Raw genomic sequence first — 26,597 nt, 5'->3', positions numbered from 1 at the left:
CCTTTTTATCGTTTCAAGGAGCGTTTCGAGCATGCATGCATTCCAAGGTTTGCGTTCGAGCTGGAGAATCGCCGCCCTGGCCCTGCTGGCCAGCATGCTGGCGGGCTGCGGCATCAACAACATTCCCACCTACGACGAGCAGGTGAAGGCCAACTGGGCCCAGGTACAGAACCAGTACCAGCGGCGCGCGGACCTGATTCCGAACCTGGTGGAAACGGTCAAGGGCTACGCGAAGCAGGAGCAGGACACCCTGACCGCGGTGATCGAGGCCCGCTCGCGGGCGACCTCGGTGCAGGTCGATGCCAGTACCCTGGACAACCCGGAGAAGCTCAAGCAGTACCAGGATGCCCAGGGCCAACTGACCGGCGCGCTGAGCCGGCTGATGGTGGTGTCGGAGCGTTATCCGGACCTGAAGTCGAACCAGAACTTCCTCGCCCTGCAGTCCCAGCTCGAAGGCACCGAGAACCGCATCAGCGTGGCCCGGCGCGACTTCATCCTCAGCGTGGAGAAGTACAACACCGAGATCCGCACTTTTCCCGGCCGTCTCTGGCACAGCCTGATGTACAGCGACCTGCCGCTGCGGCCGAACTTCGAGGCGACCGCCCAGGATGCCGACAAGGCACCGCAAGTGAAGTTCTGACCGCTGTGTCATCACGGATGAGGTAGGCATGCGTATTTTCAAGAGCGCCCTGTGGCTGTTGCTCTGCACGCTGGCAATGGTGGCCAGGGCCGACTTGCAGTTTCCCGAACTGACCGGACGGGTGGTGGACAATGCCGGGATGATCGACGCCGCGGTGGCCGAGGACCTGAGCCGGGAGTTGCAGGCCCACGAAAAGGCCACGGGCGAGCAGATCGTGGTGGTCACCCTGCCGAACCTGCAGGGCGCAACCATCGAGGAATTCGGCTACCAGTTGGGCCGGCACTGGGGCATCGGCCAGAAGGATCGCAACAACGGTGCGCTGCTGATCGTCGCCCGTGACGAGCGCAAGGTGCGTATCGAGGTCGGTTACGGCCTTGAGGAACGCCTGACCGATGCCCGCGCTTCGCTGATCATCAACCAGTTGATCGTGCCGCAGTTCAAGCGTGGTCATGTTTCCAGCGGTATCCGCTCCGGGGTCGAGGCGATGCTTGATACCCTGGGCGGCAAGGTACAGGACGAACCCGAGCCGGAGGGGGACTTCGGTTCGCGACACCCGTTCCTGGTCGGCTTGCTCTGCGTGCTGTTCGTGCTGTTCTGCGCGATCATGCAACTGATGGGCTATGGGCCCAGGGGTGGCGGGTCCGGTGGCCTGGGCGGCGGCGGTGGCAGTCGTTCCGGCGGTGGCTTCAGCGGTGGCGGCGGCAGTTTTGGCGGCGGCGGATCGTCGGGCAGTTGGTAACCCATAATAATGAGAGAGCAGCACAACCATGGCCTTACTCAGTGAATACGAACAGCGCCAGGTCGCCGAGGCGATCGCGCGGGTGGAGCGGCAGACCGATGCGGAACTGGTGACGGTACTGGCCAGCCGTGCCGACGACTACGCCTATATCCCGTTGCTCTGGGCCAGCCTGTTGGCGCTGCTGGTACCGGGCGTCATCAACTTCGTCTTCGGCTGGCTGAACGGACACGCCTTGCTGGCGGTGCAGTGGAGCAGCTTCATCGTGCTGTGCCTGCTGTTTCGCATCCCGTCGGTCACCAGCCGGCTGATTCCGCGCTCGGTGCGGCACTGGCGCGCCTCGGGGCTGGCGCGGCGGCAGTTTCTCGAACAGAACCTGCACCACACGGTTGGCGGTACCGGGGTGCTGATCTTCGTCAGTGAGGCCGAGCGCTATGTGGAGATCCTGGTTGACGAGGGCATTGCCCGACGCCTGGACAACAGCGTCTGGGAACCCATCGTCAAGGCGTTCACCGAGCAGGTCAGGCAGGGGCAGACGCTGCAGGGCTTTCTCTCCTGCATCGAGGACTGCGGCAAGCTGCTGATCACCCATGTACCCCTGACCCAGACGCGCAACGAGTTGCCGAACCGCCTGGTGGTGCTGGGCTGATACAATGCCCGGCATTCCCAGATCAGATTCCGCACGCCCGAGGCGTTTCCCTACATGTCAGTCACTGCAAAACCCGCCCAGTCCGTGCCGGACCATCACGCCCAGTTCATCGAACTGCTCGAAACCAGCCTGGCGCAGAATGCCTTCATCAAGCTGGTACTGGCCAGGCATGTCGGCGCCGAGGCAGACCTGCAGCGGTTGATCATCAAGCAGTTGACGGTCAGGGACCAGCCCTGCCTGTCCTTCGTCTACCGCTACAAGACCCGCGACATCACCAAGAACTTCTCCCTGGCCGAAGGCGTGGCGAACGTCGCGGCGCTGCTGCCGGCGTCGTTCAGGAACGCCCACCTGCTGTCGCTGACCGACGAGATCCAGCTCGAATACGGCAAGAAGGGCAAGAGCACGCTGTTCAAGGGCAAGGCCCGGCAGGAGCGCGAGGTGCCCTCGGCCGAGCACAATCGCGAGAAGAACCGCTACCTGGAACTGAGCCGGCCGTTCCTGGCCGACCTGGGCGTGACCAACCGCCAGCATGAGCTGATCCCGGCGATGTCGCGCAAGTGGAAGCAGATCAACAAGTTCATCGAGGTGTTTTCACACGCCCTGGGCAGTTCACCGATCCCGCTCGACCGGCCGGTACGGGTGGCGGACTTCGGTTCGGGCAAGGGCTACCTGACCTTCGCCATCCACGATTACCTGTGCAACACCCGACAGGCGGTGGCCGAGGTGACCGGCGTCGAACTGCGCGAGGACATGGTCACTCTGTGCAACGCGGCCGCGGCCCGCCTGGAACATCCCGGGCTAGTGTTCAAGTGCGGCGATGTGCGCAGCGTGGCGCCGAGCGAACTGGAGGTGATGATCGCCCTGCATGCCTGCGATATCGCCACCGACTATGCGATCCACACCGGTATCCGCTCCGGGGCTTCGATCATCATGTGTTCGCCATGCTGCCACAAGCAGATCCGCCAGCAGATCCAGAGCCCCGCGCTGCTCAAGCCGATGCTGCAATACGGCCTGCACCTGGGCCAGCAGGCCGAGATGGTCACCGACAGCCTGCGGGCGCTGTTCCTCGAGGCCTGTGGCTACGAGACCAAGGTCTTCGAGTTCATCTCCCTGGAACACACCAACAAGAACAAAATGATCCTCGCGGTCAAGCGGGCCGAGCCCCAGGGCCCGGCCCGGCTGCTGGCGAAGATCGAGGAACTCAAGGCGTTCTATGCCATCCAGGAGCATTGCCTGGAAATCCTGCTGCGCGCCGATGGCTACTTGAGCTGAACCCCGGACGGCAACTGGCCCGGTTGCGCCGGGCGTACCCCGGCCTTGCGCCCCAGCATCACCGTGACGATCACGCCGGCGGCGAACAGCCAGGTCACCGGCTCGACATGCTCACCGAAGAACAGCGCCGAGAAGGCGATGGTGAAGAAGATCTGCAGCAGTTGGATCTGGCTGACCCGGGCGATGCCGCCCAGGGCCAGCCCGGCGTACCAGGCGAAGAACCCGAGAAACTGCGAGAACATCGCCACGTAGCCGAAGGCCCACCAGGTCCTGGCGGAAACCGCGCCCTGGTGTTGCACCGCCAGGTACAGCACTGGTCCGATCAATACCGGCACCGACAGCACCAGTGCCCAGCAGATCACCTGCCAGCCGCCCATTTCCCGGGCCAGACGCCCACCTTCGGCATAGCCGAGGCCGCCGACCGCGATGGCGCCGAGCATCAGCAGATCACCGGCCTGGATGCTGCCGGCGCCGCTGAGCAGGGCATAGCCGAGCACCAGCGCACTGCCCAGGGCCGCGCAAGCCCAGAAGGCTCTCGATGGCCGCTCATGGGACAGCCAAGCTGCATACAACGCCACGCACAAAGGTTGCAGGCCGTTGACCAGCGCACCGTGGGAGGCCGGCAGGCTCTGCATGGCCCACGCCGAAAGCACCGGGAAACCGAGGATCACCCCGGCGATCACCAGCCACAGGCCCTTGAACTGGCTCCAGGTCGGCCATTTCTCCCGTCGCCACAACAACAGCGCCGCCGCCGGAATCGCCGCCACCAGGGCTCGGCCGAGGCCATTGAGCAGCGGGTTGATTTCCTGCACCACGATGCGGGTGAAGGGCAGGGTCAGGCTGAAGATCACGACGCCCAGCAGGCCGAGCAGCATGCCGGTGTTTTCACGGGAAGACATAGGGAGAGAACCGAAAGTAGGCTGGAGAACGGGTGTTCATTCAGCCATAAAGCCTGCGGCGGGGGCTGCTACAGCTGGGCACAGAGTTGTCCGTACAGTTCGGGGGCGGACAACCGTAGTAGCCGGCGATTACCCGCCCGGGTGCTCAGGGGCTACCTTGGCTACTCTTGTCTGCCCAAGCGTTCACCCAGAGGAGTTCACCCCATGGCCGCGAAAAAGATCCTGATGCTGGTTGGCGATTACGTCGAAGACTACGAAGTGATGGTGCCGTTCCAGGCGCTGCAGATGGTTGGTCACCAGGTGCATGCCGTGTGTCCGGACAAGACCGCCGGCCAGACCGTACGCACCGCGATTCATGATTTCGAGGGCGACCAGACCTACAGCGAGAAGCCCGGGCACCTGTTTGCGCTGAACTTCGACTTCGCCCAGGTCGATGCCGCCGATTACGACGGCCTGCTGATTCCCGGTGGTCGTGCCCCGGAATACCTGCGCCTGAACGACAGGGTGCTGCAACTGGTACAGGCCTTCGACCAGGCCGGCAAGCCGATCGCCGCAGTGTGCCACGGCGCGCAATTGCTGGCGGCGGCGGGTATCCTTGAAGGTCGCGAGTGCAGTGCCTACCCGGCCTGTGCCCCGGAAGTGCGCCTGGCCGGTGGCCGCTACATCGATATCGCGGTCAGCCAGGCCCATGTCCAGGGCAACCTCGCCACCGCACCGGCCTGGCCGGCGCATCCGAGCTGGCTGGCGGCGTTCCTTGGCCTGCTGGGCACCCAAATCACCCTGTAAGCGAGGCAGCGCCGATGTGCGAACTCTACGTCAAGGCCGATCCGATCCTCTACGAGTCGCGTTCCCGCTCACTGCGCATCGGTGGCGTGGTGACCACCCTGCGCCTGGAAAATCAGTTCTGGGACATCCTCAGCGAGATGGCCGAGGGGGAGGGCGTGACCACCAACCAGATGATCACCCGCCTGTATGAGGAGGTGATGGACTATCGCGGCGAGGTGGTGAATTTCGCCTCGTTCCTGCGGGTCGGCTGTACCCGTTACCTGAGCCAGAAACGGGCCCAGGTCCGGGAGTTGAGCGTGGTGCGGGCGAACGCCGGCTGATGGGGCCATGGCCGGCCCCATTGGCTTTATGTGGGAGCGGGCTTGCCCGCGAAGCTTTTGGCGCCCTCAAGGGCCTATTCGCGGGCAAGCCCGCTCCCACAGGAAAGCAGTCCCCACAGGAAAGCTGCCTTCACCAGGTCAGGTGAGGGTCAGAAGTAGCGGGTCAGGCTGACCTTGAGGTTGCGCCCCACGCTGTAGGCCCGGTCGCCGCTCAATTCCGGGCGGTAGTTGCGGTTCATCAGGTTATCCACCGTCAGGTTCACTTCCGTGCCCTTCAGGTAGCGCTGCTGCGGTTTCCACTGGGCGAACACGCTCTGCACCACGTAACTGTCGTTTTCGTACTGGTCGTAGAAGGCATCGCCGACACTGGTGCCCGGGCCGCGGCTGTACTTGTCGCTGGGTACCCGGTCGGTCTTGCGCACGTAGACGCCCTGCCAGCCGACGCGGGCATCCAGGCTCGGGATCTTGGTACCGAGCAGCACCACCCATTTGGCCGGCGGAATGTCCCGTGCCCAGACCGATGGCCCCCAGGGGTTGGTGTACGGGTTGTCGCGCTTGCCGGTCAGGTAGCTATAGGACAATTGACCGAACAGGTAGCTGGAGTCGTAGAAACTTTCGACCTCGAAGCCCTTGATGGTCGTGCCGCCGACGTTGCGGTAGTTGGACATCGGGCCCGGCGGGCAGGCGGTGCTGATGGTACCGCCATTGATCGCCTGGTTGGCGCAGCCCACGCCGGTGGCCTTGAAGATCTCGTCCTCGATGCGGTTGTGTAGGAAGGTGGTGCGGATCATCAGGTCGTCGTTGTCGGTCAGCAGCTTGGAGAAGTTGCTGATGCTGCCCAAACGCAGCGCGGTGATGCGCTCGGGGTCGAGGTCGACACTGGTGGCGGTGCGGCTGCCCAGCCCCTGGACTTCGTATTGCTCGTCGATCACCGGGGCCCGCCAGGTCTTGCTGTAGTTGGCGTACAGGCCCTGGGTCGGCGTCACCCGCCAGAAGGCCGCCAGGCGTGGCGACCAGCCGGTGTAGGTGCGGTCGCTGTAGTCGTGGCCGATGGCCGGATCGGGGTTGGAATAGTACGGTGCGTCGTTGGCCTCGCCACGGTTGCGCACGTGGTCGTAGCGCAGCGACGGGGTCAGGGTGAAGTCGCCCAGGGTCACGGCGTCCTCGATGAAGAAGGCATTGGCGTCCACCTTGCCGTGGGGCATGAAACCCGGCTGGAAGTGGCCGTAGTTGTAGCGGGCGGTGTTGTAGGTGCTGCCCGGCATCCACATCTCGGTTTCGCGGGCGTGCTTGCGGATCTGCGTGCCGACCGTCAGCGCGTGCTGCAGGGAACCGGTGTCGAACAGGCTGGTGTTCTTGATCTCCAGTTCGCGGTCCCGGTATTCGGTGTCCATCTTGCGTCCGCCGGTGGCCAGGCTGAAGAAGGCGCTGGCGTTGCGCTCGTCGGTCTGGTCGGTGTTGGACTGCGAGTACTTGATCTGCAAGTCCACCAGCGGGTTGTCCAGTGGCTTGTATTCGTACTTGCCCGACCAGGTGGTGTCGATGGTTTCACGATTGGCCAGCATCCGTTTCAACGCGCCCTCGTAGCCGTACTGGCGGATGTTGGAAGCGGTCGGTGGTGTCGGGTAGCTCTGAGCCGAGAACGGTGTCCAGCGCTCGCTGTTGGAGCGCGAGTAGGAGAGCTTGAGGCTCTGCTCGTCGGTGAGATTCAGGTTGAGCTTGAGCAGCACCGCATCCAGGTCCTGGGCGCTGTTGGGAAGGCGCTTGGGATTGATCGGATACTGGTTGTTGGGATTGGGTGGCGTTTCGGCCAGTTTCAGGTCACCGCCGTCACGCTTGGTCAGGAATACCAGGCCGTCGGCCTTGCCATCGTCGGTACGGCCGTAGGTCGCGCCGCTGTAGGTCTGCTCATGGTTGTTGCTGGCGTAGCCGTACTTGACCATGGCGCCACTGTTGCGGCCTTTTTCCAGCAGGTCGGGAGCATCCTTGGTTTCCATGTGCACCGTGCCGCCGAAGCCGCCGTTGCCGGTTTCGGGCGAGTGCGGGCCCTTTTCCACCTCGATGCTCTTGATCAGTTCCGGCTCGATGAAAATGGTGCCCTGCTGGTAGCGCTCGAAACTGCTCTTGGTGGCGCCGTCGACGGTCAGCGGCACGTCCTCGGCGTCGCCCAGGCCCCAGATATTGATGGTCTGCCCGCCGGGCTTCATCGAGCCGCCCATGCTGATGCCGGGCAGGGTCGAGAGCAGCGAGGGGATGTTGCCCGGCTGGCTGCGCTCGATATCGTCCTTGGTCAGGGTCGAGCGGCCGACGCTGCTGGAGTCCACTTCCTTGCCGTCGCCGAGGATGCTCACCGCGCCCAGCTGGATGGCGCCCTTGTCGGGGGTTGGCTCAGCGTCGGCCTTGCGGATCACGAAGGTGTTGCCGACCATGAGCAGTTTGAAGTTGCCGCCCTTGAGCAGCAGGCCGATGGCTTCCTGGGCGGTGAACTGACCTTCCAGCGCGCGGGCCTGGATGTTGTGCAACTGTTCCTCGTCGAACAGCAACTGGATGTGGGTCTTCTGTGCCACCTGGCTGAGGGAGGTCGCCAGCGACTGCGCCGGCAGGCTCATGGCGACCTTGTCGGCGGCCTGGACCGGCAGGCTGGCCATCAGGCAGGCGGCGATCAGGGTTGGACGGGAACAGTGATGGAACAACTCGTGAGCGGCGCGAAACATTGAATCCCCCGGTGTGGCCAAAGGCCAAAAAGGCGTTCGTTCAGAACGTAATCGGGGAGGAAGACGCGGCAGTGAAAGAAAACCTCACCTGCGAATGAAAAATATTCTCATGTGTGCTCATTTGCGGCTTTCGATCCGCACCTGGCCGTCGTCCAGGGCCACGGTTCGCACCGGGATCAGCACCGGCAGGGCGTTGAGCAGGGCATCCGGATCCTGGGCATCGAGGCTGCCGGACACCTTGAAATGCGCCAGCGGCCCATCGGCCAGTTGCACCGGCTTGCTGCGGTACAGGTTCAATTCGTCGATCAGGCTGAGCAGTTCGCGATTGCGAAAGGTCAGGTGACCGCTGCGCCAGTCGGCGACCTCCTCGGCACTGACCGGCTGTTGCTGCACGGTGCCCCTGGCATAGTCGTAGATTCCGCGTTGGCGGGCTTCGAGCAGAGTCGCCTTGCCCGGATCGCCTTCGGGTTCGAAGGCGACCTGGCCGTGGGCGACGCTTACCACCAGTTGCTTCTGGCCGCGACGCACATCGAAGGCGGTGCCGACCACGCGCACCCGCGCGTTGCCGGCGTGCACCCAGAGTGGGCGTTCCTTGTCGGCGGCGACCTCCAGGTAGAGCTGGCCCTGGTCCAGGTAGATGTCCCGTTGCAGGCTGCGGAAGTTGATGCGCAGGCGCGTGTTGGCGTTCACGTACAGGGTGCTGCCGTCCGGCAGTTTCAGGGTGCGGGTGCCTTCGGCATGGGCGGCGACCTGGTGGTGGTAGGCGCTGTTGGGCGCACCGACATGGCTTGCCAACAGCGCACAGACCAGGGCGGCCGCGCTGGCCAGGGCCGAGCGCCAGGGATTCTTGCGGCGTGCGGGCAGGGGAACCGGCCGGTTCAGTTGCTGGAGTTCGACGAGGTCGGCCCACAGGGCCTCGAACTCGGCATAGGCCTTGGCGTGGGCCGGGTCGGCCCGCCATTGTTCGAAGTCCTTGTCGGTGCCTGGGGCCTGCTCGGCGCGATTGCGGGCGAACCAGCTGGCAGCCTGGGCGTCGATGCTGTTTTCATCGAATTCGATATCGTTGGCGCGGGTCATTCCGGCTGCTCCTTGCCCTGCTCCTGTTCCAGGCGCTGCTTGCAGTGCAGCAAGGCAAAGGCGATATGTTTTTCCACCATGCTGACGGAAATCCCCATGCGTTCAGCGATCCGGGCCTGGCTCAAGCCCTCGAAACGGGCAAGCATAAGGGCTTCTCGACGCCGAGGCGAGAGTTCGGCGAGCACCTCTTTCAATTGCTCCAGTCGTTGCAGGCGCTGCGCGGCGGCCAACGGGTCGTTGCGCTCGTCGGCCACCGGTTCCTGCTCCGGGTCGGCCTGTTCGCTGTGCACCGCCTGCCTGACCTTCTGCTTGCGCCAGTGATCACGCAGCAGATTGCGTGCCATCTGGAACAGGAAGGCCCGTGGCTGTTCGACCTTGGCCTGCTGGTCGTAGTCCAGCCACTGGGTGAAGACGTCCTGGGTCATGTCCGCCGCGTCGCTGGCGTTGTCCGTGCGTTTGCGCAGGAAATGCAGGATGTCCGCATAGAACCCGCGAAAGGTTTCAGCCGACAGCGGGTCGGGCTTGGGACGAGACATGGCGGAACCTTCACGACTTCGGGTGGCAGGGCTGGAAAGTCGTGAATGATATCGAGAATTATTGCTATTTGTCTCGCCTGAAATGCACCGCCTCTTCGGCCTTGCCCGCCACGGATGCAGGTATCAGATCACGAAGAACCCGTGGGTGCCGTCCCGGCCCAGTTGGGCCACCAGACCGTATTCCCAGTCGAGATAGCCCTGCATGGCTTCCCGTGGGTTGTCGGTGCCTTCGTAGGGACGGCGGTAGCGGTCGATACGCGGCGCGGCCAGGCGCTGTTCACCGCTTTCCACCGGTAGTCCGGCGGCGATCCAGGCCGCTGTCCCGCCGTTCAGCAGCCACACCGGTTTACCGGTCAGGGCCTGGACCTCGGGGATGGCGAAGTTGGCCAGCAGGCTGCTGCCACAGGTCAGTACATAACGCTCCGCCGGGGGAATCCGTGCCAGCGCCTGGGCGAGCTGGCTGCGCAATGCCCACCAGGCACCGGGGATATGCCGTTGTACATGGTTGGCGCTGGCGGTGAAGTCCAGCACCTGGGTGCCCGGCTCGCGCAACCAGGTGGCCAGGGTCGCGGCGTCCACGAAGCGGGCTTCGGGGCGCGCGGGCAGTGGCGGCTGCCAGGGACCCTGTTCGCTGAAATCGCTCGCCGCGAGGTCGTCGAGTACCTTCACCTGCCAGCCCATCTGCGCCAGCCAAGAGGCGCTCATGTTCGCCCGCACGCCGTCGTCGTCCACCAGTACCAGCCGGGCGCCGCGCACGCTGGCGAAGTGATCGGTCTCCTGCACCAACTGGCCGCCGGGCGTGGAGCGGGCGCCGGGCAGGTGGCCGGTCTCGAATTCCTCCGGGGTGCGCACGTCGAACAGGTAGGTGGTACGGCCGCGTTCGGCCTGCCATTGGCGCAGCTCGGCCAGGTTGGCGCGGCCCACATCGGCCCGGTCGGCCACCGCCCGGGCGGCCTTCTGCGCGGCGTGGCGATTGTCCTCGCCGACGTCGGCAAAGCGCCGTGCCTGCCCATGCTCCAGCGCCTGCCCGGCCAGGGTCCAGCCGATGGTGCCGTTGCGCAGCGCGGCGACCGGATTGGGAATGCCCGCGTTGACCAGCGATTGGGTGCCGATGATGCTGCGGGTGCGTCCGGCGCAATTGACGATGACCCGGGTTCGCGGGTCGGGCGCCAGTTCGGCGACCCGCAGCACCAGTTCGGCACCGGGCACGCTGATGCCGCCGGGGATGCTCATGGTCTGGTATTCGTCGAAACGACGGGCATCGAGTATCACCAGGTCGGCCTCGGCATCCAGCAGCGCCTGGACTTCCTCGGCGGCCAGCGATGGCGTGTGGCGCTCGGACTCCACCAGCTCGCCGAAGGCTTTGCTGGGCACGTTGACGTCCTTGAACAGCTCGCCACCGGCTTGCTGCCAACCGGCCAGGCCGCCCTCGAGCAGGGCCACATCGCTGTAGCCCAGCTCATGCAGCACGGCAGCGGCCCGTTGTGCCAGGCCCTCGCCATTGTCGTAGAGGGTCACCGGCGTGTCCCCGCGGGGAATCCGGGCATAGGCCTCCAGTTCCAGTTTCGACAGCGGGATGTTGGCGGCGAACAGTGGGTGGGACTCGGCGAAGGGGGCTTCTTCGCGGACATCGAGCAGGGCCAGTTCCTGGCGGGCCAGCAGGGCCTGACGAATGTCCTGGTAATGGCGGGTGCGGATCTCGGTCATTGCGGGGGCTCCTTCGACAGGTCCCAGAGGTTAGGTAGCAGGCTGTTGGAGTAGCCGGAGATGAACGGTTTTTCGCTGCCGTCCGGGTGGTACACCGCACGCTTCACCGCGCCGATGTTGCCGCCATAGACGTGGATGCTGATCGACACCCGGTCGTCGAATGCATTCGATACCTGGTGGATATCGCCAATGCGCGGCGAGACCGCCTCGACCTGACCGGGATCCAGGCGAATTGCCTGGCCGGCTTGCTGCAGGCTGCCGTCGGCGCGGCGTTCGAAACCCTGGGAATATTCGGCGCCGCGCAGCATGCCGATCAGCCCCCAGACCCGATGATCATGAATCGGCGTGCTCTGGCCCGGGCCCCAGACGAAACTGACGATGGAGAACAGCTGGCGCGAATCGGCATGCAGCAGGAACTGCTGGTAGCGCTGCGGATCGGGCTGGGCGAACGCCGCGGGCAGCCAGTCGTCATGGGCGACCAGTTGTTGCAGCAGCCGGCTGCCATCCGCGAGTACCTGTTCTTCGCCAGGTTGGGTAGCGAGCAGGGCGGCCAATTGGTCGATGAAGTGGCGTAATCGGCCGAGGTTCGGGGCCGCTGGCGTGGCAACGGGGCGATGGGATTGTCGAGGCATTGAGGTCCCTCCGTGGACAGTCGGATACGACGTGAACTACACGAGTGGGCTAAAAGGTATTATTCTTTCCTGGCATTTTTCCACTTATTTATTATGCGAATAAAGAATGAAGATAGATGATATCAATGCATTCGTGGCGGTGATCCGTTGCCAGACCATCAGCCAGGCCGCCGATTCGCTGCAACTGACCCAGCCGGCCATCACCCGGCGTGTGCAGAATTTCGAGGAGGCGCTGGGGGTGGAGTTGCTCGACCGCAACACCAAGCCGCTCAAGCCCACCAGCATGGGCCTGCGGGTCTATGGGCAGTGCCTGGAAGTGCTGCGCGCGCTCGATGGCCTCAGCGAACTGGTGGCTAATGACGGCGCGCCCAGCGGGGCGTTGCGTATCGGCGTGCCGCAGACCATCGGTGACGTGGTGCTGCTCGATGCCCTGAGCCAGTTGAAGAATCTCTACCCGCAGTTGCAGACCTCGGTCGCCACCGGCTGGGGCAGCCACCTGCTGGGCAAGGTCGAGAACGGTGAGCTGGACGTGGTGGCGGCGCTGTTCCCGGCGGGCAAGGTGTTCCCCGACGGGGTGGTCGGGCGCTCGCTGGGCAGCATGAACCTGGTGGTGGTGGCGGCGAAGGGTGAGGTGACCCGCCGTTCATGCAAGCTGGCCGACCTGTACCAGCGCGGCTGGGTGCTCAACCCCGATGGCTGCGGTTTTCGCGCCGGCTTGCAGCGGGCCCTGAGTGCCCAGGGCCTGTCGTTGCAGATCAACCTGGAAACCTTCGGCACCGAACTGCAACTGGGACTGATCGCCAATGGCCTGGGTTACGGGCTGGTGCCGGCCCCCTTGCTGGAAAACAGTGGTCATCGCAACAAGCTGGAGATCGTGCCGGTGACGGACTTCAAGCCGGTGATCGACCTGTGGCTGATCCACCCGCGTTTCCTCGGCAACCTGCAGGAGCCGGTGAGCGCGTTCGGCGAGATGGTCGCGCAGCGGGTCGGCAAGTCCTGAAGCCGGGACCGCCCCCTGGCCTTCCTCGGACGGGCACTGCGCAGGCCTGTTAATCTATTGTTTGCATAATTGTTATTTTTATAAATGCAATTTTTGTATATTAGATTAGAACCAAAGCGAATTTCACGGACGTTTTTTATGTAGTTAGCATGGTCATCCACGCGCTACAGAACAGGACGTCAGCATGCCCGCGCAAGACCTTGTCTCCCCTCGATCCGGCCTGCGTGCGCTGGCCCGCTGGACCGGCTGGCGCGAACCGGCGCTGCGCCTGATCAGTCCGCTGGTGTTGCTGCTGCTCTGGGAAGTGGCATCGCGCAGCGGGTTACTGCCGAGCCGAATCATCGCCGCACCCAGCACCATCGGTGGCACTTTGTGGCAGATGCTCGGCAGCGGCGAGCTGGGTCGTCACCTGTGGATTTCCCTGCAACGGGCCTTGGGCGGGTTGGCCATCGGTGTCAGCATCGGCACCGTGCTGGCCCTGCTCTCGGGACTGTCACGGCGAGGGGAACTGCTGATCGACTCGCCGGTGCAGATGCTGCGCACCCTGCCATTTCTCGCCATCGTGCCGCTGTTCATCCTCTGGTTCGGCGTGGGTGAGACGCCGAAGATCGCCCTGATCGCCCTGGGCACCACGTTTCCCGTTTACCTCACACTGTTTGCCGGCATCCGTGGCCTCGATCCCAAATTGCTGGAGGCGGCGACCCTGCTGGGGCTGTCCCGGCGCGAGCGGATCTGGCACGTGATCCTGCCCGGTGCCCTGCCATCCTTCTTCGTTGGCCTGCGCTACGCCTTCGGCCTGAGCTGGCTGGGCCTGGTGGTGGTCGAGCAGATCAACGCCAGCGCCGGTATCGGCTACCTGGTCAATGATGCCCGGGACTTCATGCGCACCGATGTGATCGTGATCTGCCTGCTGATCTACAGCGTGCTCGGGCTGGGTATCGATGGCCTGGTGCGTCTGCTCGAGCGCCTGTCCCTGGCCTGGCGGCCATCCTTCATCAGGAACTGATCATGAGCCTCTCTCTTTCGCGTTCCCAGCGTCCGGCCGTCGAATGCCAGCAGGTCAGCCGCCGTTTCGGCGGGCAGGCGGTGCTCGATGCCCTCGACCTTGAGATCGCTCCCGGCGAATTCGTCGCCCTGCTGGGCAGCAGCGGTTCGGGCAAGACCACCTTGCTCCGCGCCCTGGCCGGCCTGGATCGTATCGACGAAGGCAGGCTGGCCGTGCCCGAGCCGCTGGCGGCGGTGTTCCAGGAACCCCGGCTGATGCCGTGGAAACGCGCCTGGCGCAATGTCGCCCTCGGCCTGCGGGGGACCGAGCCGAAAGCCCGGGCGTTGGCGGCGCTGGCGGAGGTCGGGCTGGCGCACCGGGTCGGGGCCTGGCCGCACACCCTGTCCGGCGGCGAGGCCCAGCGGGTGGTGCTGGCCCGGGCGCTGGTCCGCGAGCCGAAGCTGTTGCTGCTCGATGAACCCTTCGCCGCCCTCGACGCGCTGACGCGGATTCGCATGCACCAATTGATCGTCGACCTGTGGCGCGCCCATGAGCCGGCGGTGCTGCTGGTGACCCACGATGTCGACGAGGCGGTACTGCTGGCCGACCGGGTGGTGGTCCTGGCCAACGGCCGGATCGCCGAACAGATTCCCATCCGCCTGCCGCGTCCGCGCCAGGTGGCCACCCCGACCTTCCAGACGCTGCGTGCGCGCCTGCTGGAGCTGCTCGGCGTCGAACAACCCGTGGCCGCCGTCGATGACGGTCGCCTTCACTTTCTCAGCAGGATCGCCCATCGATGAGCCCAACCACCGTGCAATCGCCCAGGACCCATGCCGGAGCGAGCCTCGACCTCGATTCCCCGGCCTTCACCGACCTGCTGGAGCAGCTCAGCCAGGAGTTCGCCGGTACCGCCGCCTATTACGACCGGCACAGCGAGTTCCCCCATGCCAATCTGCATCGGCTGCATGAGCACGGCCTGCTGGCGCTGACCGTGCCGCGCCAGCTGGGTGGCGGCGAGGCGACCCTGGCCCAGGCACGGCGGGTCATCGGTGCGGTGGCCCGGGGCGAGCCATCGACGGCACTGGTGCTGGTGATGCAGTACCTGCAGCACACCCGCCTGCAGGGCAACCAGGCCTGGCCGCTGCACCTGCGCCAGCGGGTCGCCCGCGAGGCGGTGGAACAGGGCGCGTTGATCAATGCGCTGCGGGTCGAACCGGACCTCGGCACCCCGGCCCGTGGCGGCCTGCCCGGCACCCTCGCCCGGCGGGTCGAGGGCGGCTGGCGGCTGGATGGCCGCAAGATCTACTCCACCGGCATTCCCGGGCTGACCTGGCTGTCGGTGTGGGCGCGCAGCGACGAGCCCGAGCCCAGGGTCGGTACCTGGCTGGTGCACCGTGACACCCCGGGCATTCGCATCGAGCAGACCTGGGATCACCTCGGGATGCGCGCCACCGGCAGCCATGACGTGGTGTTCGAGGATGTGTTCGTCGCCAGCGAGTTCGCCGTGGATATCCAGCCGGCCAGCACCCCGCGCCCGTCCGAACTGGACAGCAGTGGCGTGCTCTGGCTGGCGGTGCTGCTGTCGTCGATCTACGACGGCGTGGCCCGGGCGGCCCGTGACTGGCTGGTGGTCTGGCTGGGCGAGCGGACCCCGGCCAACCTCGGGGCGCCGCTGTCGAGCCTGCCGCGTTTCCATGAGCTGATCGGCAGGATCGATGCGCTGCTGCTGGCCAACCGGGTCCTGCTCGATGCCGCCGCCGAGGGACGGATCGCCGCGAGCGAGGCGACCCAGATCAAGTACCTGGTGACCGGCAATGCCATCAGCGCGGTGGAACTGGGAATCGAGGCCATCGGCAATCCCGGTCTGGCCCGTGGCAATCCGCTCGAGCGGCACTACCGCGATGTGCTGTGCAGCCGGATTCATACACCGCAGAACGATGCGATTCTCGCGGCGGTCGGCCGTGCCGCCTTCGCCCTGCCTGCTCGTGGGGGCCAGGCGTGAGCGGGGCACGCATCGCCAGCCAACTGGACGCCTCGTTCAACGTGTGCTTGCGCAACCTGGGACTGGAGGTGCTGGAACTGCCCCGGGGCCTGCCGCGCGAGCTGCCGGCGGATGTGCGGGTGCTGTTGGCGGCGCCCCACGCCGAGTTCCGCGATGCGCCCCAGGCGCCCGCGGGCTGGCCGTTCGGGTTGCGCTTCGTGCAACTGGCGAGCTCCGGGCTGGACTACTTTCCCCGCTGGCTGTTCGACAGCCTGCCGGTGGCCAGCGCCCGTGGCGTCACCGCCGAGAGCATTGCCGAGTTCGCCCTGGCGGCCATCTTCGCGGCGGCCAAGCAGGTGCCGCAGATCTGGATCGACGACGCGGCGCACTGGCGGCAACGGCCGTTGGCGCAGGTCGCGGGCAGCACCCTGGGGCTGTTCGGCTTCGGCAGCATTGCCCGAGCCCTGGCGCCCAAGGCCCTGGCCCTGGGCATGGAGGTGCTGGCACTGAGGCGTTCGCCGGCGCCTTTCGAGGTGCCCGGCGTGCAGAGAGTCGCCGATCTGCATGAGTTGTTCGCCCGCTGCGATCACCTGCTGCTGGCGGTGCCGGCGACCGAACTGACCCGTCGTGTGATTGACCGTGATGTACTCGGTTCGGCCCGTCCCGGCCTGCACCTGATCAACATCGCCCGTGGCAGCCTGATCGACCAGGAGGCCCTGCTGGAGGCGCTGGACAGTGGGCAACTGAGCCTGGCCAGCCTGGATGTCAGCGACCCGGAGCCGCTGCCGGTCGGGCATGGCTTCTATCGGCACCCGCGTATCCATCTGTCGCCGCATACCAGCGCCAACTCACCCCAGGTCTATCTGAACCTCGCCCGCCTGGTGCTGGACAACATCACCCGCGAGGCCAATGGCCTGCCCCTGGAAAACCGCGTGGAGGCCGAACGTGGCTATTGAATCACCGAGACATCAACCGAGTGCCTACGGGCTGCCCCGTGACGGGCATACCGTGTTCCGCTGGGAACACCCGCCGCAGCAGGCGACCGTCGAACTGGAAAGGCTGCGCCGCAAGCAGAGCCTGGCGGCGGCCTTTCGGGTGTTCGCCTGGCTCGGTTTCGACATGGGCGGCGCCGGGCATATCACCGTGCGCGATCCACAGCGCCCCGATCATTTCTGGGTCAACCCGGTGGGCGTGTACTTCGGCCATATCCGCGTCTGCGACCTGCTGCTGGTCAATCCCCATGGCGAGATCGTCGAAGGCGAGGGCGCGTTGAACCTGGCGGCCTTCGCCATCCATGCCGCCCTGCACGAGGCGCGCCCGGACGTGGTGGCGGCGGCCCATGCCCATTCGCTGCACGGCAAGGCCTGGTCGAGCCTGGGGCGCCTGCTCGATCCGCTGACCCAGGACGCCTGCGCCTTCTACGAGAAGCACGCGCTGTTCGACAATTTCTCCGGGGTGGTGCTGGAGAGCAGCGAAGGCTCGCGGATTGCCCGCACGCTTGGCCAGCACAAGGCGCTGATCCTGCAGAACCATGGTCTGCTGACGGTGGGCGAGACGGTCGAGGCCGCTGTCTGGCGCTTTATCGCCATGGACAACGCCGCCCATACCCAACTGCTGGCCGAAGCCGCCGGCACGCCGCGACCGATTCCGCCCGAGGTGGCGCGTCACACCGCGCGTCAGGTCGGCACCGAGTTCGGCGGCTGGTTCAGTTTTCAACCTTACTGGGATCGGGTTCTGCGCAACGAGCCGGATGCCTTTCTGTGACAGGAGTCAGCCTGATGGACCGTCGTCGTTTTCTGCAGTTTTCGGCCCTGGCCGGGCTCGGCGCCGCGTTGCCGAGCCTCGGCCGGGCCCAGGACCTCAGTGGGGTGACCCTGAATGTCGCGACCTACAAGGGCGCGGCGCCATCGTTTTTCCCCGAGGCCGGCATCGGCCCGGCGCCGTACAAGGTCAGGTATGCCGAGTTCAACGGCGGCAACCTGAGTTTCGAGGCGCTGGTCAGCGGTACCCTGGACATTTCGCCGATGAGCGAGATCCCGCCGATCTTCGGTATCAGGAATCATGCGCCGGTGAAGCTGATTGCGGTGCTCACCGGCGACGTCAACAACCAGGCGTTCATCGTGCCCAAGGGCTCGACGGTGCAGTCGGTGGCCGAGCTCAAGGGCAAGCGCATCGCCTATATCCGCTCCACCAGTTCCCACTACTTTCTGCTCAAGGCGCTGAAGGAGCAGGGGCTGGGCTTCGACGACATCGTGCCGATGGCGCTGACGCCCCAGGATGGCTTCGCCGCGTTCCAGAACGGCGCGGTGGAGGCCTGGGTCAGCTTCGGCTACTTCATCCAGCTCGCCGAGTTGCGCGCCGGGGCGCGGGTGCTGAAGACCGGGCAGGGCTACCTGTCGGGCAATTACGTGATTGCGGCCAACCAGAACAGCATCGCCGACCCGCTCAAGCATGCGGCGATCACTGACTACATCCTGCGCGAGTACCGCTCCTGGCAATGGATTGCCGCGCATCCCGAGGAATGGGCGACCAAGAGTTCGAAGATCCTCGGGATGCCGAGGGAGGTGTTTCTGGCACAGTACAAGGCCCAGAGCGGACCGCGGATCCTGCAGCCGGTTGACGATGCGGCGGTGCGTTCGCAGCAGGATGTCGCCGACCTGTTCTTCGAGGCCGGGGTGCTGCCGCAGAAGCTGGACGTGAGCGGGTTGTGGGATCGCAGTTTTCGCTGGGGGCCGGCCTGAGGCACTGCTCCCTTCTGCTCTTTATGTCGTTTTGGTTTTGCGCAAGGCTTGAGGACCTCTTCGCGGGCAAGCCACGCTCCTGCAGAGTGCGCCGTGCGCAGCAGGCCGGCTCCAGGTAGTCATGGATGATCCCGATGTTGAAGAAAACCCTCGCCCTTGCGTTGCTGCTGGTCTCGCAAGTTCAGGCCGCCGACACCCTGCACCAGCGCCTCACCGTTCTCGACAGCCACCTCGACACGCCGATGCAACTGGCGCGTCCCGGCTGGGACATCACCGAGCGCCACCGCTACGCCGACGATCTGTCCCAGGTCGACCTGCCGCGCATGGAGGAGGGTGGACTGGACGGGGGCTTCTGGGCCATCTTCACGCCCCAGGGGCCGCTGACTGCCGAAGGTCGTACCCTGGCCAGCGAACACGGCCTGGCGGTGCTCACGCGGATTCGCGACATGGTCGCCGCCCACCCGCAGCAGTTCGCCCTGGCCCTGAAGGCCGAGGATGTCCCGGCCATCGTCGCCCGGCGCCAGCGGGTGGTGTTCATCAGCATGGAGAATGCCGAACCGCTGGCGGCCGACCCCGGGCGGCTGCTGACCTATCGACGCCTGGGCCTGAGCATGCTCGGGCTGGTGCATTCGGCGAACAACGACTTCGCCGATTCGGCCACCGCGTTGCCGCAATGGCATGGCCTGAGTCCCCAGGGCCAGGCGCTGGTGGCCGAGGCCAACCGGCTGGGGATCCTGCTGGATGTTTCCCATGCCTCGGACCAGGTGTTCGACCAGGTACTGGCGCTGTCCACGGCACCGATCATCGCCTCGCACTCCTCCAGCCGGGCGATCACCGCGCACCCGCGCAACCTGGATGACCGGCGCCTGAAGGCGTTGGCGGCCAAGGGCGGGGTGATCCAGGTGAACAGCTTTCCCAGCGACCTGATCGACCAGCGGCCCGATCCGGAGCGTGCCAAGGCATTGGGGCCGCTGTACCGGGAATTCCGTCTGGCGGCGAGCATGACGCCGGCGCAGGTGGCGGACCTGGCGGCGCGGATCCGCGCCGTGGAGGCACGCTTTCCCGAGCCGCGGGCGACGCTTGATGACTACATCAAGCACCTGCTGCATATCCTCGCGGTGGTCGGGCCGGAGCATGTCGGCATCGGGGCCGACTGGGATGGTGGTGGCGGGGTCGAGGGGCTGGAGGATGTCGCGCAATTGCCGAAGATCACCGAGCGCCTGCTGGCGGCGGGTTATGGGGAGCGGGATTTGGCGAACATCTGGGGTGGCAACCTGCTGCGGGTGCTGGCCGAGGCCCAGGCTCGCGGGGAGTAGCAGTCGCCCTTCCTCTATGCATTTCGTGCAATATCCGCGTCATAAAATATGAAACAAAGTAATATTTGCATATGCCTAAAATGTATTTCTCTTATTAAGTTGCGCTCTCTAGGATGGCCTCCATAGACCGAAGTAACTGAATGTTTCGGCGGGCTATAACGGAATGAACTATCCACCACACAGGCAGGGAGCGCTTGCATGCCGTTGACCAGAAGACAACTGATCGCCCGCGTCGCCGCCGTTGGCGGCCTGCAGGCGGCAACGGCGGTGATGGGCCTGCTCGGAGTGGACCGCCAGGCTGCGGCCGGTGAAGAAAACTACGCTGCCTTGCCGACCGCCGCCGTCGGCCGCGGTGCCAGCGTGATCGTGATCGGTGCCGGCATCGGCGGCCTGGTCAGTGCCTATGAGCTGAACAAGGCCGGTTTCAAGGTGACTTTGCTCGAAGCCCGCGACCGCGTCGGCGGTCGCAACTGGACCGTGCGCCAGGGCGATCGCGTCGAGTACACCGATGGCAGCGTGCAGGTCGTCGACTTCGACCAGGGGTTCTACCTCAATGCCGGCCCCGGTCGCTTGCCCAGCCACCATCAACTGATGCTCGGCTACTGCCGCGAACTTGGCGTCGAGCTGGAGGTGCTGGTCAACACCAGCCGCAATGCCCTGGTGCGCCCCGATCTCAACGCGCCGGCCATCCAGATCCGCCAGGCGGTCAACGACAGCCGCGGACATTTTTCCGAGCTGCTGGCCAAGGCGGTCAATCGCCAGGCGCTGGACCAGGAACTGAGCCCCGCCGACCGTGAGCACCTGCTGAGCTTCCTGAGAACCTGGGGCGACCTTTCGGACAAGCTCGAATACCTCGGTTCGGCCCGCTCCGGCTACAAGGTCTGGCCGGGAGCGGGCGACCAACTGGCGCAGAAACGCGACCCGCTGCCGCTGCAGACCCTGCTCAACCCGGCGCTGACCACCGCGCTGATGATCGACGAATACCCGGAGTTCTCCCCGACCATGTTCCAGCCGGTCGGTGGCATGGACCGCATCGCCAAAGCCTTCGAACGGCACCTGAAGGCGCAACTGCGGCTGGGCGCCGAAGTGCTGTCGATCGACAACCGGACGGACGTCGTCGAGGTCGGCTACCTCGACCGTCATACAGGGCGCAAGCAGGCGCTGAAGGCCGACTACGTGATCAGCAGCCTGCCGCTGCCGCTTTTGGCCAAGGTCAGGAACAACCTGGCCCGGCCGGTACAGCAGGCGATCGCCGCGGTCCAGTTCGGCTACGCCAACAAGGTCGCCTGGCAGTCCCGGCGCTTCTGGGAGCGCGACTACCAGATCTACGGCGGGCTTTCCTTCATCAACCAGGAGTCCTCCGGCCTGTGGTACCCCAGCGGCGGTTTCAACCAGGCTGAAGGGGTGCTGGTGGCGGCCTACAACAATGGCGAGACCGCCCGCCGGTTCGGCGAGAGGCCCCTGGCCGAACAGATCGAACTGTCACGCCAGGCGGTGGAACTGCTGCATCCCGGCCACGCCCGGGAGCTGCGCAAACCGCTGGCGATCGCCTGGGCCAAGATCCCCTACAACCTCGGCCCGTGGATCAATCACGAAGTGGCCGACCCGGACTACAGCCTGCTCAACCAGGCCCAGGGCCGGGTCTACCTGACCAGCGACGGCCTGGCCCACAGCGGTGTCGGGATCTGGCAGGAAGCCGCCGCCGGCGCGGCGCGGCGGGTGGTCCGCCATCTATTCGAGCGGGCACAGAGCTCGCCCATCAAGCAAACGGCCTGAAAAAGCCGCGCTCTCACTCAAACAGTCACACCGATTTGCCGGGTAGCGGACCTCCGAGGCCGGCATAAAACATACCTTGGAGTGTCCTTATGTCGTTCAAGAAAGCCTTGCTGGGGTTGGGGATCCTATTCGCCGCGAGCGGCTCGCAAGCCGCCTCGATCCAACGGGTGCCATCCACCTATCCGAATTCGCCGATCCTGCAATCGGTGACCCTGCCGGGCAACGCCGAAGTCACCTATCTCTCCGGGCTGCTGCCCGACCCGGTCGATCCCAAGGCCGCCAAGGAGCAGATCCGGGCCGCTGGCAACACCGAGAGCCAGGCCCGCGCGGTGCTGCGCAAGGTCGAGACGATCCTCGCCAGCCAGGGCCTGGGGCTGGGCGATGTGGTGCAGTTGCGCATCTACCTGGTGGGCGACCCGGCATTGGGCGGCAAGCTGGATTTCGACGGCCTGCAAACCGCCTTCCGCGAATTCTTCGGGACCGACAAACAGCCGCTGAAGCCGGCCCGCACCACGGTGCAGGTGGCCGGGCTGGTGCTGCCCGGTGCGCTGATCGAAGTCGAGACCGTTGCCGCCAAGGCGCGCTGAGCCGATCCACAGGAAGGATATTCGAGTCATGGTTTCCAGTTCTTTTGGCAACACCCGCCTTGCCGCGCCGTTCGGCGCCGCGCTGCTCAGCCTGGCGACGTCCCAGGCGCTGTTCGCCGCTGATCCGACCCTCGACACCGTGGTCGTCACCGGGGTGCGCGGCAGCCAGCAGCGTACGGTCACCGACAGCCCGGCACCGATCGACGTGATCAGCGGCGAGCAACTGCGCACCATCGGCCAGAACGGCCTGAAGGAGATGCTCGGGCGCCTGCTGCCCTCGTTCAACGTCCCGACCATCAATGGCGGCGGCACCGCCTTCCTGGTCCGCGGCGTGAGCATGCGCGGCCTGGGCGGCGACCAGGTGCTGATCCTGGTCAACGGCAAGCGCCGGCACAACTCGGCGCTGATCAACAACGGCGCGCGGGTCGGCAACGCCTCGGTGCCGGTCGACCTCGACCTGATTCCCACCGCCTCCATCGAACGCATCGAAGTGCTGCGCGACGGTGCGGCGGCGCAGTATGGTTCGGATGCGATCGCCGGGGTGATCAACATCATTCTCAAGCGCAACGCCGACGGCCTCACTTCCGACACCACCGTGGGCCAGTACTACGACGGTGACGGTGCCACCGGCCACGAAGCGGTCAACTGGGGGACGACCCTCGGCGAGAACGGCGGCTTTTTCAATCTGTCGTTCGACGGCAAGCTCCAGGAACCCTACGAGCGCGCCGCCGCCGCCAGCGGCCAGTTGTACTTCAATCAGGCTGACGGCTCGCCCGATCCGCGGGAAAGCAACCGGCACGGCTGGGGCGGCGAGTACGGCCTGGGTCGTGACCGCACCAGCAGCCTGGCCTACAACCTGGAACTGCCGCTGGAGAACGACCTCAAGCTGTACTCGTTTTCCACCCTCAGCTACCGCAACAGCAACAAGGACCTCGGCCACCGCCGGCCGACCGACATCACCAGCCTGGCCGGCATTCCCGGCGCACCGTACCCCAACGGCGGCCAGGCCCGGCGCGAGATCCACGAGGTCGACTTCCAGATCGCCGGTGGTGCCAAGGGCCTGGTCGGTGACTGGGACTGGGACCTGAGCAGCACCTACGGCAAGGATCGCGCGGTACTGGATACGGCCAACAACCTGAACATCTCCAACGGCCCCTACAGCCAGCATGACTTCCACCTGGGCAACCTGATCTTCGACCAGTGGACCACCAACCTGGACTTCAGCCGCGCGCTGGACATCGGCTGGAGCAGCCCGCTGGAAACCTCCTTCGGCATCGAGCACCGCTGGGAGAAATATGCCCTGGAGGAAGGCGAACCGAACGCCTACAACTTCGGCAGCTACGTGCCGACCACCGGACCGTTTGCCGGCCGGGTGCCGGACCCGGGGCTGTTCTCGGTCAACGGCACGACCCCGGAAGACGCCTATTCGTTGCAGCGTCACAGCGATGCGGCCTATATCGACCTGGGCCTGAACATCACGTCCAAGTGGTATGTGGGCGCAGCCGCCCGTTACGAGAAGTACAACCTCGGGGTGGGTGAAACCGCCAGCGGCAAGCTCACCACCCGCTACGAGTTCCTGCCGGGTTATGCCGTGCGGGCGGCGGTCAGTAATGGCTTCCGGGCTCCGTCCCTGGCCCAGAGCGTGTTCTCCACCACCAGTACCGTGACCCAGTTCACCAGCGGCAGCACCACCAACGTGCGCACCAAGCAGATGCGTCCGGACTCGCCCGAAGGCCGTGCGCTGGGGGCCAAGGACCTGGAGCCGGAAACCTCGCGCAACTACAGCATCGGCCTGACCGCCGAGCCGGCGGAGCGCCTGCGCTTGACGGCGGACTTCTACCTGATCGACATCGACAAGCGGATCCTGCAGACCGGAATCCTCAGCGGCCCGGCGGTCTCGCAGATCCTGGTCAACAACGGCCTGTCGCCGAACCTGGCCGGGCAGTACTACGCCAACGCCGCCGACACCCGGACCAAGGGGCTCGATGTGGTGGCGGACTACAGCCAATCCTTCGGCGAGTACGGTGCGGCGAAGTGGAGCGTGGCCTACAACCGCAACAAGACCACCATCCGCAGCCTTGCCGACACCCCGGCGGCGCTGGCCAGCCTGGGCTCGCAGTACGTGCTGTTCGACCGCCAGCAACAGATCGACCTGACCAAGGCGACGCCCAAGGACAAATGGATCCTGTCCGGCAACTACAAGCTCGGCAACTGGACCACCAACCTGCAACTGACCCGTTTCGGCGAGTACACCGAGGGCGCGAACAAACCCTCGGACGACCGTACCTACAGCGCCAAGTGGATCACCGACCTGGACGTGGCCTATGACGTGAATCAGAACCTGACGGTGGCGGTGGGGGCGAACAACCTGTTCGACGTGTACCCGGACAAGATCGGCCTCAAGGCCTGGGCCGGCACCTACGAGTACGGCATGTTTTCGCCGTACGGGCTGGGTGGCGGGTACTACTACAGCCGTATCAGCCTGGCGTTCTGATGATGAATCTGCGCGCCGATACACGGTTGGCCGGCTTGCTGGCGGTGCTGCTGCTCTGCGGCGCGACCCAGGCCGCCGAACCGCTGCGGGTCTCCAGCCAGAAGCAGTCGCTGAAGATCCTGCTGCAGGCGGCCGGCGAACTGGACAACCTGCCGTACCCGATCGAGTTCGCCTCGTTCGCCGCTGCCGCGCCTACCGCCGAAGCCCTGGCGGCCGGCGCGGTGGACCTCGGCAGCCTGGGGGATGCGCCGTTCGTGTTCGCCACCGCGGCCGGCGCGCCGCTGAAAACCGTCGGGGTGATCAAGGTCAACGTCACCCCGACTGCCGTGGCCATGGTGGTCAGGGACGACTCGCCGCTCAAGGACGCCGCCGATCTCAAGGGCCGGCGCATCACCACCACCCGCGGTTCCATCGGTCATTTCCTGGCCCTGGCGGCGCTGCGTTCGGCGGGGCTGCACGCGGGCGATGCGCAGTTCATCTTCCTCGCCCCGGGCGAGTCGCGGACCTTGCTCGCCAACGGCCAGGCCGATGCCTGGTCGACCTGGGACCCCTATACCAGCATGGTCCGGCTCGAAGGCGGAACGCGGGTGCTGGTCAGCGGTGCCGGGCTGTTCGCCGGGCACATGCTGCTGGTGGCCAATGACGCGGCGATTCGCGACAAGCCGGCGCAGATCGACGACTTCCTACGTCGCCTGGCCCGTGCCTACGACTGGGCCAATGCCCACCAGCAAGGCTTTTCCGCGATCCAGGCCGGCTACAGCGGCCTGCCGCTGGAAATCCACGAACGTTCCAATCGCTTCGCCCAGGCCCATCGCATCGATGTCGGGCCGACGGTGATCGACGACGTGCAACACACCGCCGACCTGTATCGGGAGGAGGGCGTCATTCAGGCCGCATTCAAGGCCGACCAGCATTTCGATCAACGCTTCAACACGTCTGTATCCAGTCCATCACTTTCAGGGAATTGAAGGGGGTTTCATGTTTACCGTGACCACTGCCGAACAGCTCGAGGCCCGACATATCGTCGATGTCGTGGAGAAACGCTCCTATGGTGTCCAGCTCAAGGGCTTCTGCCCGCCGGACACCCTGCAACTGGCCAGGGACAAGCTCGCCGGTCTCAAGAGTGCCTTCAGTGGGCAGAACGAGTTCGTCCGGGTCGGCAAGGCCTATATCGAGATCGACGACGAGCAGAGCCGGGCCGAGTACCACGCGCTGGCGCTGCCCAACATCCGCAGGATCCGCAACCTGTTCCGACCGTTGGCCTCGCCCATCGACGAACTGCGCCTGCTGCTGGATGAGGTCTGGCCCAGCGGTGCGCACCTGCTGCAGGTCGAGGGGCAGAAATGCTTCGTCGGCATTGCCCGTTTCCAGGGCTCGGGGGTCGACCTCACGCCGCATACCGACGACCTGGAACGCAACACGCCGCCGGGGCATGGCCGGCAATTGCTGAGCCAACTGTCCACCAACATCTATCTGCAGATCCCCGAGGACGGTGGCGAGCTGGAGATCTGGGGCATCGAGCCCGACGAGGAGGAGTACAGGCGCCTGCGTGGCGAACGTGCCTACGGCATCGAGCGCCACCTGCTGCCACCGCCGGATTTCGTGGTCAAGCCGGAACCCGGCGACCTGATCCTGCTCAACCCGCGGCTGATCCATGCGGTGCGCCCGTCGGCCACCAGTACACGGATCACCCTCGGCGTCTTTATCGGTTACTACGGCGAAAACCAGCCTTTGGCCTACTGGAGCTAA

At 65.5% G+C, this 26,597-nt stretch carries 25 protein-coding genes; 19 read left to right on the top strand and 6 right to left on the bottom strand.

The features are described 5' to 3' along the window. The first annotated feature begins 31 nt into the window (after positions 1-31). Genes ACM62G_RS04615 through ACM62G_RS04600 form a run of 4 tightly spaced genes read left to right on the top strand, consistent with a single transcriptional unit; the run spans position 32 to position 3,297 of the window. Complete coding sequence (locus ACM62G_RS04615) at positions 32-640, top strand: LemA family protein (RefSeq protein ID WP_054063971.1); 609 nt, start codon at positions 32-34, stop codon at positions 638-640. A 28-nt stretch (positions 641-668) separates the two neighbouring features. Then, the gene (locus tag ACM62G_RS04610) at positions 669-1,379 is read left to right on the top strand and encodes a TPM domain-containing protein (protein ID WP_054063972.1); all 711 of its coding nucleotides are present in this window, start codon (positions 669-671) and stop codon (positions 1,377-1,379) included. A gap of 28 nt (positions 1,380-1,407) precedes the next feature. Beyond that, complete coding sequence (locus ACM62G_RS04605) at positions 1,408-2,025, top strand: TPM domain-containing protein (protein ID WP_054058279.1); 618 nt, start codon at positions 1,408-1,410, stop codon at positions 2,023-2,025. 54 nt (positions 2,026-2,079) lie between these two features. Further along, positions 2,080-3,297, top strand: coding sequence for a class I SAM-dependent methyltransferase (locus tag ACM62G_RS04600; RefSeq protein WP_419736760.1), 1,218 nt, complete (start codon positions 2,080-2,082; stop codon positions 3,295-3,297). Here the strand turns inward: ACM62G_RS04600 and ACM62G_RS04595 are convergent. Further along, positions 3,285-4,196, bottom strand: coding sequence for a DMT family transporter (locus tag ACM62G_RS04595; RefSeq protein WP_273819232.1), 912 nt, complete (start codon positions 4,194-4,196; stop codon positions 3,285-3,287). The two genes, ACM62G_RS04600 and ACM62G_RS04595, sit on opposite strands and share 13 nt — an antisense overlap. 204 nt (positions 4,197-4,400) lie before the next feature. On the opposite strand from ACM62G_RS04595, the gene ACM62G_RS04590 reads away from it, so the two are divergent. After that, positions 4,401-4,982, top strand: a complete 582-nt coding sequence (locus tag ACM62G_RS04590; protein WP_054058276.1) for a DJ-1/PfpI family protein — start codon at positions 4,401-4,403, stop codon at positions 4,980-4,982. A 14-nt stretch (positions 4,983-4,996) separates the two neighbouring features. Continuing rightward, a complete protein-coding gene (locus tag ACM62G_RS04585; RefSeq protein WP_017905997.1) occupies positions 4,997-5,302 on the top strand; it encodes a ribbon-helix-helix domain-containing protein in 306 nt (101 codons plus the stop codon). A gap of 149 nt (positions 5,303-5,451) precedes the next feature. Here ACM62G_RS04585 and ACM62G_RS04580 read toward each other — a convergent pair whose 3' ends face one another. From ACM62G_RS04580 to ACM62G_RS04560, 5 genes are all read right to left on the bottom strand, one after another. Continuing rightward, positions 5,452-8,016 carry a TonB-dependent receptor gene (locus ACM62G_RS04580; protein ID WP_273819233.1) on the bottom strand — a complete coding sequence of 855 codons (2,565 nt, stop codon included), beginning with the start codon at positions 8,014-8,016 and terminating at the stop codon, positions 5,452-5,454. Between the two features lie 117 nt (positions 8,017-8,133). Then, complete coding sequence (locus ACM62G_RS04575) at positions 8,134-9,093, bottom strand: FecR family protein (protein WP_273819234.1); 960 nt, start codon at positions 9,091-9,093, stop codon at positions 8,134-8,136. Next, entirely contained in the window at positions 9,090-9,629 is a 540-nt protein-coding gene (locus tag ACM62G_RS04570) for an RNA polymerase sigma factor (RefSeq protein ID WP_273819235.1), read from the bottom strand. Before ACM62G_RS04570 ends, ACM62G_RS04575 begins: the two co-directional genes overlap by 4 nt. Positions 9,630-9,752: 123 nt before the next feature. After that, a complete protein-coding gene (locus ACM62G_RS04565; protein WP_419736759.1) occupies positions 9,753-11,336 on the bottom strand; it encodes a rhodanese-related sulfurtransferase in 1,584 nt (527 codons plus the stop codon). After that, on the bottom strand, positions 11,333-11,968 hold the full coding sequence (locus tag ACM62G_RS04560) for a cysteine dioxygenase (RefSeq protein ID WP_419736758.1): 636 nt from the start codon (positions 11,966-11,968) through the stop codon (positions 11,333-11,335). Before ACM62G_RS04560 ends, ACM62G_RS04565 begins: the two co-directional genes overlap by 4 nt. Before the next feature lie 106 nt (positions 11,969-12,074). Here ACM62G_RS04560 and ACM62G_RS04555 point away from each other — a divergent pair, with 106 nt between their 5' ends. From ACM62G_RS04555 to ACM62G_RS04495, 13 genes are all read left to right on the top strand, one after another. Then, the gene (locus ACM62G_RS04555; protein ID WP_054061348.1) at positions 12,075-12,968 is read left to right on the top strand and encodes a LysR family transcriptional regulator; all 894 of its coding nucleotides are present in this window, start codon (positions 12,075-12,077) and stop codon (positions 12,966-12,968) included. A gap of 184 nt (positions 12,969-13,152) precedes the next feature. Then, entirely contained in the window at positions 13,153-13,974 is an 822-nt protein-coding gene (locus ACM62G_RS04550) for an ABC transporter permease (protein ID WP_419736757.1), read from the top strand. A 2-nt stretch (positions 13,975-13,976) separates the two neighbouring features. Next, positions 13,977-14,753: an ABC transporter ATP-binding protein gene (locus ACM62G_RS04545; RefSeq protein ID WP_419736756.1), complete on the top strand. Its 777-nt coding sequence runs from the start codon at positions 13,977-13,979 to the stop codon at positions 14,751-14,753. Then, a complete protein-coding gene (locus ACM62G_RS04540) occupies positions 14,750-15,955 on the top strand; it encodes an acyl-CoA dehydrogenase family protein (RefSeq protein WP_054063977.1) in 1,206 nt (401 codons plus the stop codon). The genes ACM62G_RS04545 and ACM62G_RS04540 overlap by 4 nt, the downstream gene beginning before the upstream one ends. After that, complete coding sequence (locus ACM62G_RS04535) at positions 15,952-16,890, top strand: D-isomer specific 2-hydroxyacid dehydrogenase family protein (RefSeq protein ID WP_419736755.1); 939 nt, start codon at positions 15,952-15,954, stop codon at positions 16,888-16,890. Before ACM62G_RS04540 ends, ACM62G_RS04535 begins: the two co-directional genes overlap by 4 nt. After that, positions 16,880-17,698 (top strand): class II aldolase/adducin family protein, encoded by an 819-nt coding sequence (locus ACM62G_RS04530; RefSeq protein ID WP_241494427.1) that lies wholly within the window; start codon positions 16,880-16,882, stop codon positions 17,696-17,698. The genes ACM62G_RS04535 and ACM62G_RS04530 overlap by 11 nt, the downstream gene beginning before the upstream one ends. A gap of 14 nt (positions 17,699-17,712) precedes the next feature. Then, on the top strand, positions 17,713-18,675 hold the full coding sequence (locus ACM62G_RS04525; protein WP_273819241.1) for an ABC transporter substrate-binding protein: 963 nt from the start codon (positions 17,713-17,715) through the stop codon (positions 18,673-18,675). A 134-nt stretch (positions 18,676-18,809) separates the two neighbouring features. Then, a complete protein-coding gene (locus ACM62G_RS04520; protein ID WP_419736754.1) occupies positions 18,810-19,991 on the top strand; it encodes a dipeptidase in 1,182 nt (393 codons plus the stop codon). A gap of 198 nt (positions 19,992-20,189) precedes the next feature. Further along, the gene (locus ACM62G_RS04515; protein ID WP_419736753.1) at positions 20,190-21,767 is read left to right on the top strand and encodes a flavin monoamine oxidase family protein; all 1,578 of its coding nucleotides are present in this window, start codon (positions 20,190-20,192) and stop codon (positions 21,765-21,767) included. 89 nt (positions 21,768-21,856) lie between these two features. Further along, positions 21,857-22,354, top strand: a complete 498-nt coding sequence (locus ACM62G_RS04510; RefSeq protein WP_054061367.1) for a RidA family protein — start codon at positions 21,857-21,859, stop codon at positions 22,352-22,354. A 28-nt stretch (positions 22,355-22,382) separates the two neighbouring features. After that, a complete protein-coding gene (locus ACM62G_RS04505) occupies positions 22,383-24,848 on the top strand; it encodes a TonB-dependent receptor plug domain-containing protein (RefSeq protein ID WP_273819243.1) in 2,466 nt (821 codons plus the stop codon). Next, positions 24,848-25,816 (top strand): aliphatic sulfonate ABC transporter substrate-binding protein, encoded by a 969-nt coding sequence (locus tag ACM62G_RS04500; RefSeq protein ID WP_273819245.1) that lies wholly within the window; start codon positions 24,848-24,850, stop codon positions 25,814-25,816. The genes ACM62G_RS04505 and ACM62G_RS04500 overlap by 1 nt, the downstream gene beginning before the upstream one ends. A 10-nt stretch (positions 25,817-25,826) precedes the next feature. After that, positions 25,827-26,597 (top strand): 2OG-Fe(II) oxygenase, encoded by a 771-nt coding sequence (locus ACM62G_RS04495; RefSeq protein WP_054061370.1) that lies wholly within the window; start codon positions 25,827-25,829, stop codon positions 26,595-26,597.

Origin of the sequence: Pseudomonas sp. COR18, from assembly GCF_048568395.1 — a bacterium.
GTDB classification, from domain to species: domain Bacteria; phylum Pseudomonadota; class Gammaproteobacteria; order Pseudomonadales; family Pseudomonadaceae; genus Aquipseudomonas; species Aquipseudomonas fuscovaginae_B.
The sequence above is the reverse complement of the archived record's forward strand: the minus strand, read 5'-3'. Positions and strand labels throughout refer to the sequence as shown.